Origin of the sequence: Cedecea neteri (assembly GCF_000758325.1) — a bacterium.
GTDB lineage: Bacteria > Pseudomonadota > Gammaproteobacteria > Enterobacterales > Enterobacteriaceae > Cedecea > Cedecea neteri_B.
In genome coordinates this window covers 2,117,032-2,137,192 of sequence record NZ_CP009459.1, presented here as the reverse complement: position 1 = coordinate 2,137,192, position 20,161 = coordinate 2,117,032, and the positions used below count along the sequence as shown (strand labels likewise).

Here is a 20,161-nt window from a genome sequence, read left to right as displayed (position 1 = left end):
AATAACTATTCGATGAATTTTCTCGCCCACCTGCATCTGGCACATCTGGCCCAAAGTTCACTGCTGGGAAATTTGCTGGCGGATTTCGTGCGCGGCAGCCCGGACGACAGCTTTTCGCCCGAGGTCGTGGCCGGCATTTATATGCACCGCAGAGTCGATGCCCTCACGGACGGACTGCCGGAAGTGGCTCTCGCCCGCGGCTGGTTCAGCCCAAAGACGCGGCGAGTGTCGCCGATTTCTCTGGATATTATGTGGGACCACTTCCTGTCACGCCACTGGCATAAAGTCTGCCCGGATATCGGGCTCGAGGATTTTGTCGCCTATGCTCGCGGGCAGATTGTGCCCAAGCTTGACGACACGCCGCCGCGTTTCATTAATCTTAATAACTATTTGTGGCGCGAACGCTGGCTGGAGCGTTATCAGGATATGGACTTTATTGCTAACGTTCTCAATGGGATGGCAAGCCGTAGACCAAAACTCGATGCCCTGCGAGATTCCTGGCACGATCTCGACGCCCATTATGACCAACTGGAGGCATTGTTCTGGCAGTTCTACCCGCGCATGATGGCGATGGCGGAACAAAAAAGTTTGTGATCGTTCCCGGTTCACGTTAGAACAACTTGCCCTTTTCGGAAAAAGGGCTATCTTGGTTACCGGCATCAACATATGCGTCTTTTTGATAGCCAAAACCTATCTGATTGATTGGCAAGATGCCATTGAGCTACATGGAATGGAGCCCCTATACTCCCCCCGTTGCGTTAACATTCACTTTAACAAAATTAACAGGAGTACATATGGTCCTGGTTACTCGTCCAGCCCCTGACTTTACCGCTGCTGCCGTTCTGGGCAATGGCGAAATTGTTGAAAACTTCAACTTCAAAAAACACACCAACGGTAAAGCCACCGTTGTGTTCTTCTGGCCGATGGACTTCACCTTCGTTTGCCCGTCTGAACTGATCGCGTTCGACAAGCGTTACGAAGAATTCCAGAAACGTGGCGTAGAAGTCGTTGGTGTATCTTTTGACTCCGAGTTCGTACACAACGCATGGCGTAAAACCCCGGTTGATAAAGGCGGCATCGGCGAAGTGAAATACGCGATGGTTGCTGATATCAAACGTGAAATCCAGCAAGCCTATGGCATCGAACACCCGGAAGCGGGCGTTGCACTGCGCGGCTCCTTCCTGATCGACAAAGCCGGTATCGTTCGCCACCAGGTGGTTAACGATCTGCCACTGGGTCGTAACATCGACGAAATGCTGCGTATGGTTGACGCGCTGCAGTTCCACGAAGAGCACGGCGAAGTGTGCCCGGCTCAGTGGGAAAAAGGGAAAGAAGGCATGAACGCGTCTCCGGACGGCGTTGCTAAGTACCTGAGCGAGAACGTTGCTAAGCTGTAATCGCTAAGCAAGTTCGAAGAAAAGGCCGCGATTGCGGCCTTTTTTATTTTTTGTCAGAAAGCAAAACAGGAACAGCCCATCACGCCCCAGAACGCCGTCTCATCGCCGACAGGAATCGAGGAATTACGCGCCACATCATGCTGATGCCCGTGGACGTTGCAGCTGCCACAGCACTGATGAACCGTTGCCATCATCCCTACTTTTGCTGCCGCAGGCGGGGCGGAACGGTAATGCCCCGGCACGGTCACCACTGGCGACCAGTCTGGCAGAACAGGAATGGCTGGCGGAGCCAAAGGCGTAAAGTCGCCGGTCGCGTAAACCACTTTTCCATCCACCACGGTCATCACCGATTCAATACCCTTGATAGCCTCTTCCGGCACGCTGAAGTAGTCCTGAGACAGCACAACCAGGTCAGCCAGTTGCCCCGCCTGAATCCGCCCTTTCTTACCCTGCTCGTTAGAGAACCAGGCGCTGCCCGCGGTCCATAGCTCAAGGGCGACATCGCGGGACATGCGGTTATTCTCGTCGTACATCTGCATCCCGCCCACCGTGCGCCCGGACACCAGCCAGTAAAGCGCCGTCCAGGGGTTGTAGCTGGCCACTCGCGTGGCGTCTGTGCCCAACCCCACGGGTACGCCCGCCGCGAGCATTTTCGCCACCGGCGGCGTTTGTTTCACCGCCTCAATCCCGTAGCGCTCCGCATAGTATTCCCCCTGGAAAGCCATACGGTGCTGAACCGCAATCCCACCGCCCAGCGCCTTAACGCGGTCGATGTTGCGCTCGGTAATCGTCTCCGCGTGGTCAAACAGCCAGTGCAGGCCGTTGAACGGAATATCGCGGTTCACCTTTTCGAACACGTCCAGCATACGGCTGATGGACTCGTTGTAGGTGGCATGCAGCCGGAACGGCCAGCGGTGTTCAACCAGATGGCGCACCACTCGCTCCAGCTCCTGCTCCATACCGTCCGGCAAATCCGGGCGTGGCTGCAGGAAGTCTTCAAAGTCAGCCGCCGAGAACACCAGCATTTCGCCGGCCCCGTTGGCGCGGTAGAAATCGGTACCCTGCCCCGGCGTCAGCATGTCGGTCCATTTTTCAAAATCTTCCAGCTCATGCTGAGGGCGCTGGGTAAACAGGTTATAGGCAATCCGCACCGTCATCTGTTTTTTGCTGTGCAGCTCGTCGATAACCTGGTAATCCTCAGGGTAGTTCTGGAAACCACCGCCCGCATCGATCGCGCTGGTCACGCCCAGGCGATTCAGCTCGCGCATAAACTGCCTCGTTGAGTTCACCTGCATCTCCAGCGGCAGTTTCGGCCCTTTTGCCAGCGTGGAATAAAGGATCATCGCGTTAGGTTTCGCCACCAGCATTCCGGTCGGATTTCCGTTGCCGTCACGGACAATCTCACCGCCCGGCGGATTCGGCGTCTCTTTGGTGTAACCCACCGCTTTCAACGCGGCCCGGTTGAGCAAGGCTCTGTCATACAGATGCAGAACGAATACCGGCGTATCGGGCGCAGCTTCGTTTAACTCTTCGATGGTGGGCATACGGCGTTCGGCAAACTGGAACTCTGTCCAGCCCCCCACCACGCGGACCCACTGCGGTGACGGCGTACGCAGCGCCTGTTCTTTTAGCATACGTAGGGCATCGGCCAGCGAAGGCACGCCTTCCCAGCGCAGCTCAAGGTTGTAGTTCAGTCCACCGCGAATCAGGTGCAGGTGGGAGTCGTTCAGGCCCGGGATAACCGTGTGGCCTTTCAAATCGACGACCTGAGTACCTTCTCCGGCAAAGCTCATCACATAGGCGGTGCTGCCCGCCGCCAGAATTTTACCGTCTTTAATCGCTACCGCTTCGACCAGCGGATTTTCTTTATCCAGCGTGTGAAACTGGCCATGAGTCAAAATCAGTGAGGCGTGTTGAGACATAATCAGGGACTCCTGAGAAATCATGCTTTTTTAAGCCAACCAGCAAACAACTTCGTCACCATCGGCATCCAGAGCCAGACCACCAGCGCCACCACACAGGCATCGTTAAGCAAGTGCCCGGGAAGCGTGCCGCGTAAGCCGGGGAATAACATCCCCGTCACCCACGGCACAAGGTTGGTGCTGGGGAAGATAACCAGCAGCGTAATCAGGAACTGCTTCCACTGCGGCGGGCGTTTCACCGTCGCGCTTTCCGGGGTAAACCAGAAAGCCGTTTCGGTGTGCACCTGTACTTTGTCATCGTCGGCAAGGGAGGATTTGATCTCTTCCACAAGGCGATGGCGCTCAGGGGAGTCAGTCCAGGCATTGAGATGTTCAAGCGTGTCGAAGCGAATCACCACGTTATAGGTGTCGTTCCCGGCCGTGGGGCGAATCACATGCACCCCAAGATGACCGGGGAAATGAGCGGCGGTCGGCATGATCTTTTCCAGCCATTGCTCGTAGCGAGCAGCCTCGCCTGGCCGGATTGCGTGGGTGATCACCAGCGTAACGGTATTGTTGTCGGCCATGCCGCAATTCCTGAGTCAGAATGGGGAGGAAAAACGGAGCGGCGAACCCGCCCCGAGTGTGATCCATCAGGCTTTACGTTCCGGCGCGCCGTGAACCATCGTATAAGCGTAGTCGACGCCCATGCCGTAAGCCCCGCTGTGGTCACGAACCAGGTTCATCACCGCGTCGTAAGTTTCTTTGCGTGACCAGTCGCGCTGGTACTCCAGCAGAACCTGCTGCCAGGTCACCGGCACGGCGCCAGCCTGCACCATCCGGTCAATCGCGCGCTCGTGGGCATCCACAGAAGTCCCGCCAGAAGTGTCGGTCACCACATACACTTCAAAGCCTTCTTCCAGCGCCATCAGCGCCGGGAAGGTCAGGCACACTTCGGTCCACAGCGCTGAAATAATCAGTTTTTTACGACCCGTCGCCTTCACCGCCTCAACAAAGGCTTTATCCTCCCAGGAGTTCATGGAAGTACGCTCAATGGGCTTAATTTCAGGATGAACGGCTAATAATTCAGGCCAGATATAGCCGCTGAAGCTTTTGGTTTCGACGGAGGTATAAATCGTCGGAACCTTAAATATTTTGCCCGCCTTTGCCAGCGCCACCGTGTTATTTTTCAGGGTCTGGCGGTCAATATTCGCCACGCCGAAAGCCATTTGCGGCTGGTGATCGATGAAAATAAGGGCGGAGTTAGTTGGGTCAATCAGTTCACGAATAGACATTTTATTCCCTCAGCTATCAATGAGTTATTAAGGCATCCATCTCTGGATGACGCCTTTATTTTCTGCATACTGCCGCAGGGTTGATAGCCGGAATTTTCTAACGTCTTATTTAATTTTTTGGTGATAGACTTTTGCAAGGACAAAGCCCGAACGGATTATCACTATGCGCGTAAATTTAGATGTGCTGCTTATTCTTGATGCCTTAGACAAGCACGGCAGTTTTGCCGCCGCCGCTGAATCGCTGTTTAAAACGCCAGCCGCGCTGAGTTATATGGTGCAAAAGCTGGAAAACGATCTGAATATTAAACTGCTGGATCGCTCGGGCCATCGGGCTAAATTTACCGACACCGGCAGGATTGTGCTGGAAAAAGGGCGAATGGTGCTCAGCGCTGCGAAGGATCTGGAAAGCCAGGCTTTGCGCTCAACCTCCGGCTGGGAAAAAACGCTTACCATTGCGCTGGACGGTTCATTTCCCTTCCACCTTCTGCTGCCGTTGATGGACGAGTTCTACGCCCTCGACCAACAGACCACGCTTAATTTTACCCACCATACGCTGGCAGGTGCCTGGGAAGAGCTGACCCACAACGGCGCGAACATTATTCTCGGTGCCATTAACGAGCCGCCGACGTCATCCGAGTACTCCTACAAGATGCTGGGCACGCTGGACAACGTGTTTGTCGTCTCCCCCAAACACACGCTGGCAAAAGCGGAACATGTGCTTTCCAGCGACGAAGTTTGCCGCCATCGTGCGGCCATCATTGGCGATACGGCGCGTTACTGCCAGCCAATCAACACCAATTACATTGAAGAGCAAGAGCGCGTGGTGGTGTACGACTTCCCGAGCAAGGTCGCGATTCTGGTATCAGGCCTGGCCTGTGGATTTTTACCCCGCCACATTGCCCAGCCACTGCTGAACAGCGGCAAATTGATTGAAAAACCGGTTGTGTCGTTCCGTCAGACGGATGTGACCTACATCGGCTGGCATAACCGGGGCGAAGGCCTGGCCGCACGCTGGTGGCGAGAAAAGATCATTGAAGGGGATTTGGTCAACGCCCTGTATCAGCCCCCGACGGAGAGCTAAACCTCTCCCCGCCGGGTAGACGACCTAAAGACTGCGCCAGACCGCTGCGCTGACGGCAGGCAAGCTCAGCTCGCGGTTAATGAGCGCCGCCTCGCCTTCCATCTGCGTCCAGGCTCTGCCGCTCAGCAGGGCATCCCACGGGAGCGTGACCTGAGCTGCATTGCCACGGTTGATTGCCACCAGAACACGTTCGTTTTGATAAGCCCGCACGAACACTACGACGTCCTGCTCAGCGTAGATGACCCGGCAGCCGCCGTGACGCAGCGCCCGGCTCTGTTTGCGCAGCTTGCCAAGCCGCTGATAAAGCGCCAGCAGATCTGCATCCTGATCCTGCGTCTGCCACGGGAAAGGCTTGCGGCAGAAAGGATCGTTGTTGCCGTCCAGCCCCACCTCATCACCGTAGTAAATACAGGGCACGCCGGGCCAGGCATACAGCCAGATGACGGCCAGCGGCAGGCGGGCAACATCCTTCCCAAGAATCGATTTAAAGCGGGCGGTATCGTGGCTGTCGAGCTGGTTAAACATACGCAGCTGCTGCTGGTGGGAAAGCGCTGAGCGATACTCTTCCATCCATGCCATACAGGTTTGGGCGTCGATATCCTGCGGCTCGTAAGAGATATCAGTGTTCGCCAAAAATCCCCACAGCGGGAAAGTAAAACCGCGATAGTTCATGGCGGCATCTTCGGCATCGGCCTGCAGCCACTGCCGGGCATCGCCAAAGTGCTCGCCGAGAACGTAAGCATCCCGTTTGGTTTCTTTTGCCGCCCGGGTAATGCCGCTAACGTGCAGCAGGTTATTTTTCGCCCCGCCGCCTTCACCCAGCATATGCACCACGTCCAGCCGCCAGCCGTCAATGCCCCAGGGCTCCTTCAACCAATGACGCACAATGCTTTGCTCTCCCCGGTAAATTTCATCCACCAGCGTGGCCGAACGGTAGTCCAGCTTAGGCAGGCTGGAATAGCCCAGCCAGTCCAGTGCCATCCCTTCGTCAGAAAAACTGTACCAGTCGCGCCACGGTGACTGCGGGTTATGGCAGGCGCCGTTCTCAGCGTGCTGATGCCTGTCAAACCAGCCGTGCGTATCTCCGCTGTGGTTAAAAACGCCGTCCAGCATCAGCTTCATACCCTGCCGCCGCGTATTTTCTCTCAGCCGCAGGAAAGCGGCGTTACCGCCAAACTGCTCGTCCACCTGCCGGTAATCCTGAGTGTCGTACTTATGCACGCTGGGCGCGGTAAAAATAGGGTTCAGATAAAGTGCCGTCACGCCGAGCTTTTTCAGGTACGGCAGCTTTTCGCTGATACCGTCCAGATCGCCCCCGTAAAAGGTCGATCCTCCGGCTTCCCCGGTTAAAGGCTCATCCCATTCCCGGCGGACGATATCCCTCCCGGCAGCGTGATGAAAATAAACGTTATCCTGCTCCGGCTGGCGATTAGCACCGCGAGCAAAACGATCCGGGAAGATCTGATAGAACACCTGATCCTGCACCCAGTCCGGGCCGTCATCCGGCGTATCGAAGGCGAACTGTTCCAGCCGGGCCGGAGGTGTTTTCTGGAAGCCCTGAGGTGTGTACCAGCGCTGCCTGTTCTGCCAGAGCAGCTTAAAGCTGTAGCGACGGCGCGGCTGCCCTTCGGCGGTATCAAGGGTAACTTTCCAAGCGACAACCCCCTCAAGGGGAGCCTGTTTCTGGCGCGTCATAGCCAGAGAGATCTCTTCGTTATCTTTCTCGCCGCGCAGAATCACTTTCTCCGGCAGGTCTTCCCCCGCCAGCCACAGGGTGATGACAAGGCTTCGTTCCCGCTTCTGGATAAACGGCGCCACCGGCAGGTGCCAGGCATTCAACATAGTAACTTTCCCATCGCTTAAAAATGACGCCACCTTGCCACAGCATAAGGCTTTATCACTCATCATTCCGGGTTAATTTGGGGGAGGACAGAAGGGGTGGAGATGGGAGAAATTATTCCCCTCACCCCGGCCCTCTCCCCTGAGGGGCGAGGGGGAAAACCGAATGAGGAGAACTTTATTTAACCCTCTTATCCCCTCTCCTTTGCAGGGAGAGGGTTAGGGTGAGGGTAAACCAGAAGCGACGCTCGAACCGAATCAGCCACTAAACTGGCAATGACTGCGCGTTCGCCCGGCGCTTAACAACCCAGCCAATAAGCAGCAGCACAATCCAGCCGCAGCCCACGTACAGCGAAATACGGGTTTCCGGATGGTAGCCAATTAACCCAATGATAAACACCAGGAACACCAGACCCACCACGGTCGTCGCCACGCCGCCGGGGATCGGGAACTTCAGCGCTTTCGCCTCTTCCGGCGACAGGCGGCGGCGGAAGGCAATCTGCGACAGCAGGATCATAATCCACACCCAAACGGTAGCGAAGGTTGCCAGCGACGCAATCACCAGGAAGACGTTCTCCGGCATGATGTAGTTCAGGTACACCGCCAGCAGCAACGCACAGGCCATCACTACAACAGTGACCCACGGAATACCGTTGCGGGAGGTTTTAGCGAAGAATTTAGGCGCGCTCCCCTGCTCGGCCATGCCGTGCAGCATTCGGCCCACGCCAAACACATCGCTGTTAATCGCCGAGAGCGAAGCCGTGATAACCACAAAGTTCAGAATACCGGCCGCGGCAGTGATGCCCATATGCTGGAAGGTCATCACAAACGGGCTGCCTTCAGTGCCCACCTGGTTCCACGGATAAATGGACATGATGACGAACAGCGTCCCCACGTAGAACACCAGAATACGCAGCGGCACGGAGTTGATGGCGCGTGGAATGGATTTTTGCGGATCTTTCGCTTCACCTGCGGTGATGCCGATAATCTCAATCCCGCCGTAAGCAAACATCACCATCTGCAGGGACATGATCATCCCCAGCCAGCCGTTACTGAAGAAGCCGCCGTTGCTCCACAGGTTATGGATGCCGGTTGCCTGGCCGCCGTTGCCAATCCCCCACACGATAATGCCGATCCCGGCAATAATCATGATGATGATGGTGGCAACCTTGAAGAACGAGAACCAGAACTCCAGCTCGCCGAACACCTTCACACTCATCAGGTTGATAGCGCTGATAATCAGCACCACGCTAAGCACCCAGACCCAGTGCGGGACCGCCGGGAACCAAATGCCCATATAGATCCCAAACGCGGTCACGTCGGCGATAGCAACAATCAAAATCTCAAAGCAGTAGGTCCAGCCGGTAATGTAGCCCGCCAACGGCCCAAGGTTGTCCTGAGCATAGCGGGAAAACGAGCTGGCAGCGGGGTTGTGCACCGACATTTCGCCCAGAGCGCGCATGATGATATAGGCCGCGACGCCGCCGATGATATACGCCAGCAAAACGCTCGGCCCCGCCATTTTGATGGCGTCCGCCGAACCGTAAAATAACCCTGTGCCAATCGCCGACCCCAGCGCCATAAATCGAATGTGCCGGGTGCTCAAACCGCGCTTGAGCTTGTTGGTGTTTTCCATGAATCCAAGTACCACGCTTTACAATAAAAAAACCACGGAGGACGACTCCGTGGTTGCTTAGCAATCAAAAACTTAGTGGGCGGCGGAGGTGACCTGGCGCCCTGCTGCTTTGTCCCAGATGGCGGTGATCACCACCATCGCAACGGTCGGCAGCAACCACGCAAGTCCCTGATCCGCCAGCGGCAGTTTCGCCGCCCAGCCAGGCAGCATGTCGCTGATGGCCGATGCCTTAATGCCGTCAATGATACCAAACAGCAGGCTTATCAGCATCGCCGGGGCGATAACGCGGGTGGAGTTGTTCCACCACGGACGAGTAAAGCTCAGCACCACCAGCGCGATACAAGGTGGATAAATTGCCGTCAGCACCGGGATCGAAATCTGAATCAGGTGGCTCAGGCCCAGGTTGGACACCACCATCGAGAACAGACCGAGGATAAATACCAGCGAGCGGTAAGAGAGCGGCAGATACTGGCTAAAGAACTCCGCACAGGCGCAGGTCAGGCCAACGGCTGTAACCAGGCAAGCCAGGAAAATCAGCGCCGCGAGGAAGAAGCTACCGGCCCCGCCAAAGGTATGTGCCACATAGGCGTGCAGAATAGCCGCGCCGTTGGCTTTCTGATCGACCAGGTTCGCGCTGTCGGAACCGAGGTGGAACAGTGCCAGGTAGATAACCGTCAGGCCGATACCGGCAATCAGACCAGCCCAAATCGTGTAGCGGGTCAGCAGGCGAGATTCGGTTACACCGCGAGAGCGCGCGGCATTCACAATAACAATCCCGAACACCAGCGACGCCAGCGTGTCCATCGTCAGGTAGCCGTTCACGAAGCCGTTAGAAAACGCCGCGTTCTGGTAGGCTTCAGTCGCCGTGCTCAAGCCACCGGCTGGCCACAACACCGCCCCGGCCGCCAGAATAAGCAGCGCGATGATTTTCACCGGTGCCAGCACGTGGCCCACGGTATCCAGCAGCTTACCAGGATAAAGAGAAATCCCGATCACCAGCGCGAAGTAGACCACGCTGTAGATAAACAGCGGCATATCACCCATGCCGGTCAGCGGGGCAATCCCCACTTCAAAGGAAACGGTGGTGGTACGCGGCGTGGCAAACAGCGGCCCTACAGCCAGGTAGCAGACCGTCGCCAGCAAAATACCGGCGCGGCGGCCAATCGGCGAGCTGAGGCTATCAATACCACCGCCCACGCGGGCAATCGCCACGATAGTCAGAACGGGTAAACCTACCGCCGTCACCAGGAAGCCAAGCGCCGCCGTCCAGACGTGCTCGCCAGCCTGTAAGCCAACCATAGGAGGGAAAATAATGTTGCCCGCGCCCACAAACAGCGCAAAGGTCATAAAGCCCAGCGCGATGATGTCACGAGATTTCAAATGATAGGTCATAAAATAAAGCAGCCTGTGGATGTGTGGTGTTGAAAATGCTCAAATTTTTAAACCGACGTTCAGTCCAAATAACGTTCGGTAAAAACGCGGTTATTACCGGTAACGACAGCGGAATATGCTTCTCCGGATCGGTGGCGAAGAATAGTTAGTCGAATTACCACGCAATTTCAGTCGGTCTGGTAATAACAGGGGGGCAATTAAAACGCTTATAGCGTTTGAAGACAAGAAGGGATCGGGAAACCAGAAATATATCCTTTAAAAATACGCATAAGCAGTGAATAAAGTTGATTATACGCTTTTGTTATGGCTTATCATTCGGACAAAAAAGCATCAATTCGATATTCATCACTTAACGAGTGGTGAAAATACAAACAAAAAGGCCAGAAAACTGGCCTGTGGAAAGCGAACTTGACGGTTGCGGTGAATTAATGTGCCGCCACCGCTGACTCAGGGGCAATTAAGCGCTCGGGCAGAATGAACGAAAACGTCGATCCCTGCCCCGGTACGCTTTCGATATCCAGCCGTGCATCATGATGGCTAAGGGCGTGCTTCACGATAGCCAGCCCAAGGCCGCTGCCCCCTGTCTGCCGGGATCGCGCTTTGTCTACGCGGTAGAAACGCTCCGTCAGGCGCGGAATGTGCTCGGCGGAGATCCCCGGCCCGGTATCCTTCACGCTGAACGCTACGCCGTGAGGCAGTCTGTGCCAGGTGACGGTGATGTGCGTCCCGGCTGGCGTGTGATTCACCGCGTTATATACCAGGTTTGAGATCGCGCTGCGCAGCTGTTCTTCGTTGCCGTAAACCTGCAGCCCTGGCTCAACGTTAAAAGTGAGCGTTTGCTTCTGCTGGCTCAACGTCTGCGCCTCCCGCTCAACCACGCGCAGCATCAGCGGCACGTCGATTTTTTCATTCATCGACAGCGTGGGCGCAGCTTCAATGCGCGACAGCGTTAACAATTGCCTCACCAGCCCTTCCATGCGAGAGGTTTGCTCGCGCATGGTATGCAGCGCTTTGTCCCGCAGCGGCCCTTCCAGAGCCTGATCCTGCATCATCTCCAGATAACCCTGTAACACGGTCAGCGGCGTGCGCAGCTCATGGCTAACGTTGGCAAAGAAGTTACGGCGAGCACCTTCAAGCTGATGCATCTGCGTGACGTCTCGCGCCACCATCAGCCACTGCCCGTCGGCGTAGGGCATCACGCGGAACTCAAGATGACGGCCATTGTTTAGCACCAGCGTCAGCGGGCGACCAAACTGCTGCTTCGCCACGTATTGCGAAAATTCGGGGTAACGCAGCAAGTTGAGGATATTTTGGCCGTTATCGTCCGGCCAGCGCAGGCCAAGCAGCTGCTGTGCCAGGCCGTTACACCAAAAAATGGTGCCTTCTTCGGTGGTCAACACCACCGCATCGGGTAGAGATTCAGCTCCGCTTCGGAAGCGTTTGATCAGGTTGCCTAACTCTTTGCGGCGCTTTTTATTACGTAACTGCATCTGGTGCAGCCCGTACAGCAGAGGTTCCCAGCTTCCCCGCCCGGGCGGCGGGGTCATGCTGCGGTCAACCCACAGCCACCAGGAAAGACGAAGTAAATTCCAGAAATGCCAGCTTAGCAGGGCGGTCACCGCCGCCAGTAAAAACCACGGCAGGTGGCCAAAAATCAATCCGAGAATTGCCGCTGGCATACAACAGAGCACCAGCTCCAGTACCAGCCTTTTCCATGACAGCCGTTCCAGCACGCGTCACGCTCCTGTCAGCATATTAAAAACGGGTTGAAAAACGATAACCCGTGCCGCGAACTGTTTGCACCATTTTGTCATGACCACTTGTTTCCAACGCTTTACGCAGGCGACGAATATGCACGTCTACGGTACGGTCTTCAACGTAAACGTTAGTTCCCCACACGTTATTAAGCAGCTGTTCACGGCTGTAAACGCGCTCCGGGTGGGTCATAAAGAAGTGTAACAGCTTAAATTCAGTTGGCCCCATGTCGAGCGGATCTTCGCCGGTCATCACGCGGTGTGAGGACGGGTCAAGGCTCAGCCCCTGCATCTCAATCACCTCTTCCACCGCCATCGGGGAAATACGACGCATCACGGCTTTAATACGCGCCACCAGCTCTTTAGGAGAGAATGGCTTAGTGATGTAATCATCGGCACCGACTTCAAGGCCACGCACGCGATCTTCTTCTTCGCCACGCGCGGTCAGCATCATCACCGGAATTTCCCGGGTCAGCGCTTCACGCTTCAGGTGCTTGATAAACTGGATCCCGGAACCGCCTGGCAGCATCCAGTCCAGCAGGATCAGGTCGGGGAAAGGTTCAATCAGCAGGTTAACCGCGCTGTCATAATCTTCCGCCTCTACCGACTGGAAGCCATTTTGCTCGAGCACAAAGCTCACCATTTCACGAATCGGAGCTTCATCTTCTACGACTAAAATGCGTCTCGCCATGATTTACCCTGTTGAAAAGAGACCATCTCTTATTAATTGTGCGCCAGTATGCGTCAGATTTATGACAGATTTATGAAAAAGATGACGGCCAGATATTTCACCTTTTTGAATTATGACAGCCACGGATTTTTACTGACGGTTACGCTGCCAGCTCAATAGCTTATAATCGGTAATTCGCCTCTTTGCCATGGGACAGGTTATGCGCATTCTCCACACATCAGACTGGCACCTCGGCCAAAACTTCTATACCAAAAGCCGGGCTTCTGAACATCAGGCCTTTCTCGACTGGTTGTTAAACGCCGCGGTCGAACATCAGGTGGATGCGATCCTCGTGGCGGGAGATATCTTTGATACCGGCTCGCCGCCGAGCTACGCCCGTGAAATGTATAACCGTTTTGTCGTGCAGCTGCAGCGCACCGGCTGCCAGCTCGTGGTGCTGGCGGGGAATCACGATTCCGTAGCCACCCTGAATGAATCCCGTGAGCTGCTGGCCTGCCTGAATACCCGAGTGATTGCCAGCGCCCGCCATAACAAAGACGAGCAGGCGCTGCTGCTCAATCAAAAAGACGGCACGCCGGGGGCGATTCTCTGCCCGATACCTTTCCTGCGTCCTCGCGATATTCAAAGCAGCCAGGCCGGGCTGTCCGGTCATGAAAAACAGCGCTCTTTAATGGAGGCCATCAGCGAACATTATCAGCAATGCTTTGATGCCGCCGCTGCCCTTAGAGACGACAGGCCGCTGCCGATTATCGCCACCGGGCACCTGACCACTGTGGGCGTGACGAAATCCGATGCGGTGCGCGATATCTATATTGGCACGCTGGATGCCTTCCCGGCGCAGCACTTCCCGCCCGCCGACTACATTGCGCTTGGGCACATTCATCGCGCGCAAAAAATTGGCGGCACGGAACATATTCGCTACAGCGGCTCACCGATTCCGCTGAGCTTCGACGAAACCGGCAAAGCGAAAACCGTTTTTCTGGTGACATTCAACGACGGGGCGCTGGCCAGCGTCGAGCCTCTGGAAGTCCCCATCAGCCAGCCGCTGGCCATAGTGAAAGGGTCTCTGCGTGAAATCGAACAGCAGCTTGAGCAGTGGCGAAATGCGCCGACTGAACCCAAAGTTTGGCTGGATATTGAGATCGCCACCGACGAATATCTGCACGACATGCAGCGCCAGGTGCAGGCGCTCACCGACGATTTGCCGGTCGAAGTCGTTCTGCTGCGCCGCAGCCGGGAACAGCGCGAACGGGTGATTGCCAGCCAGCATAAAGAAACGCTGAGCGAGTTAAGCGTTGAAGAGGTCTTTGAGCGGCGGCTAAGCCAGGAAGAAACCAGCGAGGAACGCGCCGCCAGGCTAAGAACGCTGTTTGCCCAAACCCTTTCAGATTTGCACCAGCAGGAGGAACAGGCATGAAGATCCTCAGCCTGCGGTTAAAAAACATCAACTCCCTGAAAGGCGAGTGGAAAATTGATTTCACCCAGGAGCCTTTCGCCAGTAACGGACTGTTTGCCATCACCGGCCCCACGGGCGCGGGCAAAACCACCCTGCTGGATGCTATTTGCCTGGCGCTGTACCACAAGACACCGCGCCTCAACACCGTGTCGCAGTCGCAAAATGACCTGATGACCCGTGACACGGCGGAATGCCTGGCTGAAGTCGAGTTTGAGGTAAAAGGCACGGGTTACCGCGCGTTCTGGAGCCAGAACCGCGCCCGCAACGCGGCCAACGGCAATCTTCAGGCACCTCGCGTGGAGCTGGCTCAAATCGACGATGGCAAAATTCTCGCTGATAAAATCAAAGACAAGCTGGAGATTATCGCCTCGCTCACCGGGCTGGACTACGACCGCTTCACCCGCTCGATGATGCTCTCCCAGGGGCAGTTCGCCGCCTTTTTAAACGCCGATGCCAACGACCGCGCCTCGCTGCTTGAAGAGCTGACCGGCACGGAAATTTACGGCACCGTTTCCGCCGCGGTGTTTGAAAATCATAAGCAAATCAAAAGCCGCCTTGAAAACCTGCTGGCTCAGGCCTCCGGCGTCGCGCTATTAACCGCAGAGCAGCAACAGCAGCTTGCCGAGAGTTTGCAGGCGCTTACTCTGGAAGAGAAAAAGCTGTCCGCAGAGCACCAACAGCAGCAGCTACACCAGCAATGGCTGGCCCAGCAAACCCGGCTTTCCGCCGACAAAGCCCAAAAGCAACAGGCGCTCGAGGGTGCCAGTCAGGCGCTCAAAGACGCAGAGCCCATGCTGGCGAAACTCACCCGAGCCCTACCCGCCGAAAAACTTCGCCCTCACTGGCAGCGGCTGCAGGAAAAACAGCAGTCGCTGAAGCAAAACAGCGAGGCGGCGGAGAAAGTGATTACCCGCTTACAGCAGCTTTCCGTCCGCCGGCAGAAAACCCGAATGCTGGCCGCCGAGCAGGCTCAGCGGCTGAAGAGTGAAGCTCAGCAGGTGGAAGACTGGCTCGCGGCGAATGACCGCTATCGACTTTGGTCTGCCGAACTGACGGGCTGGCGCATGGCATTCATGCAGCAGCAGCGCGACGAAAAACAGCTGACTGAACTAAAGCAGGCCCTCGAGGCCAGTCGGCTAAAGCTACAGGCGCTGCCGGAGCCAAAGCTTGGCCTTTCTCCTGATGAAGTGAGCACTCATTTACAGCGAATGCTGGCAACCCGGCCTGCTCGCCAGCTGTTGGCTACTCTGCAGCCGCAGTTTGCCACGCTGGAGAAACGCAAAACCGAGCAACAGCGCGAGCTTATCGAGCTGGAGAAACAGATTGCCGAGCGTGAGGTTGAGCTGGGGCAAAAGCGCCAGCAGTACAAAGACAAACGCCAGCACGAAGCGGATCTGGAAAAAGTCGTTGAGCAGGAAAAACGCATCCAAAGCCTTGAGGCCGAGCGCGCTCGCCTGCAGCCTGATTCGCCGTGTCCGCTTTGCGGCTCAACCCAACACCCGGCTGTAGAGGCGTATAAAGCTCTCGAGCCTGGGGAGAACCAACAACGCCTGGCCGCCCTTAAGCAAGAAGTGGCTAAACTTGCAGAGCTTGGCTTTGCCCTTAAAGGTCAGCTTGATACCCAGCGCCAGCAGCGCGAAAAACTGGCCCAGGCCGGCAGCACCATTGAGGCAGAAGAAAAGTCGCTCTCGGCCCGCTGGCAGCAACAGTGCGCGGAACTCGCTATCGCGCTAACGCCTCAGGACGATCTCAGCGCCTGGCTTGACGAGCAGGAACAGCGCGAGCAACAACTGCGCCAGCTCGGCGAGCGGCAAGCGTTGGAGGCACAATATCAGCGCGACAGTCAGCAACATGAAAAGCTGAATGCGGACTTTTTGGCGCAGCGCGCTTCGCTACAGGCGGGGCTGGAACAAGTCGGTCTCCAACGTCCGGAGCCGGGCGAAGAGCAAACCTGGCTTGAGACTCGCCACAAGGAGTCTCAGCAATGGCAGCAGCAGCAGGACAAACTGCCGCAGCTTCGCCAGCAGCTCTCCGCTCTCGACATGTTGCTCTCAACCCTTGTGGACGATGGCTCCAGCCCACTGCCGCTGGATGAACACGAGCACCAGGCTGCGCTGCAAAACTGGCAGGCGCTGCATAACGATTGCAACCTGCTTGAAGGGCAGCGCCAGTCACTGCAACAGCAGCTGAAGCAAAGCGAAGAAGAAAGTACGGCGGCGCAGACGCAGTTCAGTCATGCGCTTTCGGCCAGCCAGTTTAGCGATGAGGACGATTTCCGCAGCGCCCTGCTGGAAGAGACCGAGCGTCTTGAGCTGGAACAGCGTAAACAGCTTCTGGAGCGGCAGCATCAGCAGCAGGTCACTCTGCTGGAACAGGCTGAAAGTGCGCTGACACAACACTTATCGGCACGGCCAGAAAATCTGCATGAAGAAACAGCCCCTGGTGCACTGGACGCACAGATCTCAGCGCTTGCCCTCCAGCTGCGTGAGAATGCTTCACAACAGGGTCAAATTACCCAGCAGCTGCGGCACGACCAGGAAAACCGGGTTCGCCAGCAGACGCTAATGCTGGAGATAAAAGCCTGTGAAGCGCAGGTGGAAGACTGGGGCTACCTCAACGCGCTTATCGGCTCCAAAGAAGGGGATAAATTCCGCAAATTTGCGCAAGGTCTGACGCTGGATAACCTCGTCTGGCTGGCAAACAATCAGCTCAATCGCCTGCACGGGCGCTACCTGCTGCAACGTAAAGACAGCGAAGCACTTGAATTACAGGTTGTCGATACCTGGCAGGCCGATGCGGTACGTGACACCCGCACGCTTTCCGGCGGCGAAAGCTTCCTGGTGAGCCTGGCACTGGCACTGGCGTTATCCGACCTGGTCAGCCATAAAACCCGGATTGATTCCCTGTTCCTGGATGAAGGTTTTGGCACCCTGGACGCGCAGACGCTGGATACCGCACTCGACGCGCTGGATACGCTGAACGCCAGCGGTAAAACCATCGGCGTGATCAGTCACGTTGAAGCGATGAAGGAGCGGATCCCGGTGCAGATTAAGGTGAAGAAGATTAACGGGTTAGGTGTCAGCCGGCTGGATAAGGTTTTCGCGGTGGAGTGATTTTTGTCCCGGCTCGCTTTATGTCCGGTGCTGGCTTAAGCCACAGATCCGCTTCTGGTTTTTTACCCTCACCCTAACCCTCTCCCTAAAAGGGAGAGGGGATAGACAGTGCTCTCCGTCACCTGTTTCGCCCTCGCCCCTTTGGGGAGAGGGAATAGATTGCCTGCCGTTCTGACCTGTTGTTTTCTCCCTCTCCCCCATGGGGAGAGGGTCGGGGTGAGGGGTGATTTACTTCTCTATCGGCCACAGCCACGCCGCACCGCGAACGCCGCTGGAATCCCCGTGTACCGCTTTGCGAACGGGCGTTTCACACTCGCCGCCAAACACCCACGGCTTAATCAGCTGCGGCACCGTCCGGTATAAACGCTCCACGTTGCTCATCCCACCGCCCAGCACGATCACATCCGGATCCAGAATGTTGACGATATGCGCCAGCGACTTCGCCAGACGCGTCTCATAGCGGCTGATAGCCAGCTCTGCCAGCGGATCCTGCTGCTCTGCCAGGCTGATAATCTCATGCCCTTTCAGCGTTTTTCCGCTCAGGCGCTGGTAGTCCGTGCCAAAACCGGTGCCGGAAATAAAGGTCTCAATACAGCCCTGCTTGCCGCAGTAGCACGGCACTTCTTCCCGGAAACGCAGTTCGTCTTCATCCATCCACGGCAGCGGGTTATGCCCCCACTCGCCTGCGGTGCCGTTACCGCCGATCAGGCTCCGGCCATTGATCGCCACGCCCGCGCCGCAGCCGGTGCCGATGATCACCGCGAAGACGATCGGTGCCCCTGCGGCAGCGCCGTCGATAGCTTCCGACACCGCCAGGCAGTTAGCATCATTCGCCAGCCTGACCTCGCGCTTGAGCGCCACGCTAAGATCTTTGTCAAACGGCTGCCCGTTCAGCCAGATTGAGTTCGCATTTTTCACCACCCGGGTATAAGGGGAGATCGAGCCTGGGATCCCAAGCCCTACCGTACCGGTCTCGCCCGTGGCTTCTTCCGCCAGCCTTACCAGCTCAACAATGTTTTTGATGGTGGCCTGGTAGTCGTTTTTTGGCGTGGGCAAACGGTGGCGGTAAAGCTGTTTCCCGTCGTCTGCCAGCGCGATCACTTCTGTTTTAGTCCCACCGAGATCGATACCTATGCGCACAAGAACTTCCTCATTTGGTGATAATTATCAACTACCTAAAATGCAGGCCAAGCAAAGACAATGAAACGAGGCCGTCAATTCGTTATCATGCCCGCTGCGTTTAACTGACAACCTGGGACAGAATCATGCTGTGGTTTAAAAATTTAATGGTTTACCGTTTAAGCCGTGACATCACGCTGACGGCGGATGCAATGGAAAAACAGTTAGCCGCCTTCACCTTCACCCCTTGCGGCAGCCAGGACATGGCCAAAACCGGCTGGGTGTCGCCGATGGGCTCGCACAGCGATGCATTAACCCATGTTGCCAACGGCCAGATTGTGATTTGCGCCCGTAAAGAAGAAAAAATTCTGCCCGCTCCGGTCATCAAACAGGCTCTTGAAGCCAAAATCAATAAGCTGGAAGCGGAACAGGCCCGCAAGCTGAAAAAGACCGAAAAAGATTCCCTGAAAGACGAAGTACTGCACTCCCTGCTGCCGCGCGCTTTCAGCCGTTTTAGCCAGACAATGATGTGGATAGACACCGTCAACGGCCTGATCATGGTTGACTGCGCCAGCGCCAAAAAAGCGGAAGATACGCTGGCCCTGCTGCGTAAAAGCCTGGGTTCTCTGCCGGTGGTACCGCTGGCGCTGGAAAACCCTATCGAACTGACGCTGACCGAGTGGGTGCGTTCAGGGGATGTTCCGGCAGGTTTTGCGTTGATGGACGAAGCAGAACTCAAGGCGATCCTTGAAGGCGGCGGCGTGATCCGCTGCAAGCAGCAAGAGCTGGTATGCGATGAAATCGCCGCGCACATTGAAACCGGCAAAGTGGTCACCAAGCTGGCGCTGGACTGGCAGGAGCGTATTCAGTTCGTGCTGGCGGACGACGGCTCGGTCAAGCGCCTGAAATTTGCCGATATCCTGCGCGAACAGAACGACGATATCGACCGGGAAGATTTTGGCGGACGTTTCGACGCCGATTTTATTCTGATGACCGGCGAGCTGTCGGCGCTGATTACCAATCTGGTGGAAGCCCTGGGTGGGGAAGCGCAGCGTTAATCGCTGCGACTGACGCATAAAAAAGCCCCTCGCGGTGAAACGAGGGGCCTGAAACTCAGTTATTTATCGGCCAGGTAGCGGCAAAGGTAGGACGTTGGCTCGGCAACCTGCAGATGAAACTCGCTGTGGCCCGGAACGTTAAAGACTTCGCCCGCAGCATAGGTTTTCCACTCTGTTTCTCCCGGCAGCAAAACGTGCAATGCGCCGCTCACTACGGTCATCTCTTCCGGCTGGGCGGTCCCGAAGGTGTATTCCCCCTCCGCCATCACCCCAACGCTCGCACGGCCAGTGCTGCTGCTGGTAAAACCGATGGATTTTACTTTCCCGGAGAAGTACTCGTTACTCTGAAGCATGGACAGGCCCTTTATCGACATTATTGAAAAAACCACTATAGAGGCGAACTCTCCGGCCTGTCACGCAAATTGTTAA

At 56.3% G+C, this 20,161-nt stretch carries 16 protein-coding genes; 6 read left to right on the top strand and 10 right to left on the bottom strand.

The annotated features are described in order from the left end of the window. The first annotated feature begins 12 nt into the window (after positions 1-12). Positions 13-594 carry an ACP phosphodiesterase gene (gene acpH / locus LH86_RS10060; RefSeq protein WP_039300837.1) on the top strand — a complete coding sequence of 194 codons (582 nt, stop codon included), beginning with the start codon at positions 13-15 and terminating at the stop codon, positions 592-594. 200 nt (positions 595-794) lie between these two features. Next, a complete protein-coding gene (locus tag LH86_RS10055; protein WP_008454530.1) occupies positions 795-1,397 on the top strand; it encodes a peroxiredoxin C in 603 nt (200 codons plus the stop codon). 53 nt (positions 1,398-1,450) lie between these two features. On the opposite strand, the gene LH86_RS10050 is transcribed toward LH86_RS10055, so the two are convergent. The 3 genes from LH86_RS10050 to LH86_RS10040 form a co-directional block, all read right to left on the bottom strand. Continuing rightward, complete coding sequence (locus tag LH86_RS10050; protein WP_039306069.1) at positions 1,451-3,319, bottom strand: amidohydrolase; 1,869 nt, start codon at positions 3,317-3,319, stop codon at positions 1,451-1,453. A gap of 20 nt (positions 3,320-3,339) precedes the next feature. Next, positions 3,340-3,885, bottom strand: a complete 546-nt coding sequence (locus LH86_RS10045) for an antibiotic biosynthesis monooxygenase (protein ID WP_039300834.1) — start codon at positions 3,883-3,885, stop codon at positions 3,340-3,342. Positions 3,886-3,951: 66 nt separating this feature from the next. Next, the gene (locus tag LH86_RS10040; protein ID WP_039300831.1) at positions 3,952-4,593 is read right to left on the bottom strand and encodes a hydrolase; all 642 of its coding nucleotides are present in this window, start codon (positions 4,591-4,593) and stop codon (positions 3,952-3,954) included. 163 nt (positions 4,594-4,756) lie between these two features. On the opposite strand from LH86_RS10040, the gene LH86_RS10035 reads away from it, so the two are divergent. Then, positions 4,757-5,674: a LysR family transcriptional regulator gene (locus LH86_RS10035; RefSeq protein WP_039300826.1), complete on the top strand. Its 918-nt coding sequence runs from the start codon at positions 4,757-4,759 to the stop codon at positions 5,672-5,674. A gap of 24 nt (positions 5,675-5,698) precedes the next feature. Here LH86_RS10035 and malZ read toward each other — a convergent pair whose 3' ends face one another. From malZ to phoB, 5 genes are all read right to left on the bottom strand, one after another. Continuing rightward, on the bottom strand, positions 5,699-7,516 hold the full coding sequence (gene malZ / locus LH86_RS10030) for a maltodextrin glucosidase (RefSeq protein WP_039306066.1): 1,818 nt from the start codon (positions 7,514-7,516) through the stop codon (positions 5,699-5,701). Positions 7,517-7,778: 262 nt separating this feature from the next. Further along, a complete protein-coding gene (gene proY, locus LH86_RS10025) occupies positions 7,779-9,149 on the bottom strand; it encodes a proline-specific permease ProY (RefSeq protein ID WP_039300823.1) in 1,371 nt (456 codons plus the stop codon). Between the two features lie 72 nt (positions 9,150-9,221). Further along, positions 9,222-10,541: a branched-chain amino acid transporter carrier protein BrnQ gene (gene brnQ / locus LH86_RS10020; RefSeq protein WP_039300821.1), complete on the bottom strand. Its 1,320-nt coding sequence runs from the start codon at positions 10,539-10,541 to the stop codon at positions 9,222-9,224. A 425-nt stretch (positions 10,542-10,966) separates the two neighbouring features. Next, positions 10,967-12,274, bottom strand: coding sequence for a phosphate regulon sensor histidine kinase PhoR (gene phoR / locus LH86_RS10015; protein ID WP_039300819.1), 1,308 nt, complete (start codon positions 12,272-12,274; stop codon positions 10,967-10,969). Positions 12,275-12,296: 22 nt separating this feature from the next. After that, the gene (gene phoB, locus LH86_RS10010; RefSeq protein ID WP_008454506.1) at positions 12,297-12,986 is read right to left on the bottom strand and encodes a phosphate response regulator transcription factor PhoB; all 690 of its coding nucleotides are present in this window, start codon (positions 12,984-12,986) and stop codon (positions 12,297-12,299) included. A gap of 199 nt (positions 12,987-13,185) precedes the next feature. Here phoB and sbcD point away from each other — a divergent pair, with 199 nt between their 5' ends. Then, complete coding sequence (gene sbcD, locus LH86_RS10005) at positions 13,186-14,403, top strand: exonuclease subunit SbcD (protein WP_039300817.1); 1,218 nt, start codon at positions 13,186-13,188, stop codon at positions 14,401-14,403. After that, complete coding sequence (gene sbcC, locus LH86_RS10000; protein WP_039300814.1) at positions 14,400-17,555, top strand: exonuclease subunit SbcC; 3,156 nt, start codon at positions 14,400-14,402, stop codon at positions 17,553-17,555. The genes sbcD and sbcC overlap by 4 nt, the downstream gene beginning before the upstream one ends. A gap of 228 nt (positions 17,556-17,783) precedes the next feature. Here the strand turns inward: sbcC and mak are convergent, their stop codons facing one another. Continuing rightward, entirely contained in the window at positions 17,784-18,695 is a 912-nt protein-coding gene (gene mak, locus LH86_RS09995) for a fructokinase (RefSeq protein WP_039300811.1), read from the bottom strand. Positions 18,696-18,820: 125 nt separating this feature from the next. Between mak and rdgC the strand changes: the two genes are divergently transcribed. Then, positions 18,821-19,732 (top strand): recombination-associated protein RdgC, encoded by a 912-nt coding sequence (gene rdgC, locus LH86_RS09990; RefSeq protein ID WP_008454497.1) that lies wholly within the window; start codon positions 18,821-18,823, stop codon positions 19,730-19,732. A 59-nt stretch (positions 19,733-19,791) separates the two neighbouring features. Here rdgC and ppnP read toward each other — a convergent pair whose 3' ends face one another. Further along, on the bottom strand, positions 19,792-20,085 hold the full coding sequence (gene ppnP / locus LH86_RS09985) for a pyrimidine/purine nucleoside phosphorylase (protein ID WP_008454495.1): 294 nt from the start codon (positions 20,083-20,085) through the stop codon (positions 19,792-19,794). Positions 20,086-20,161: the final 76 nt, after the last annotated feature.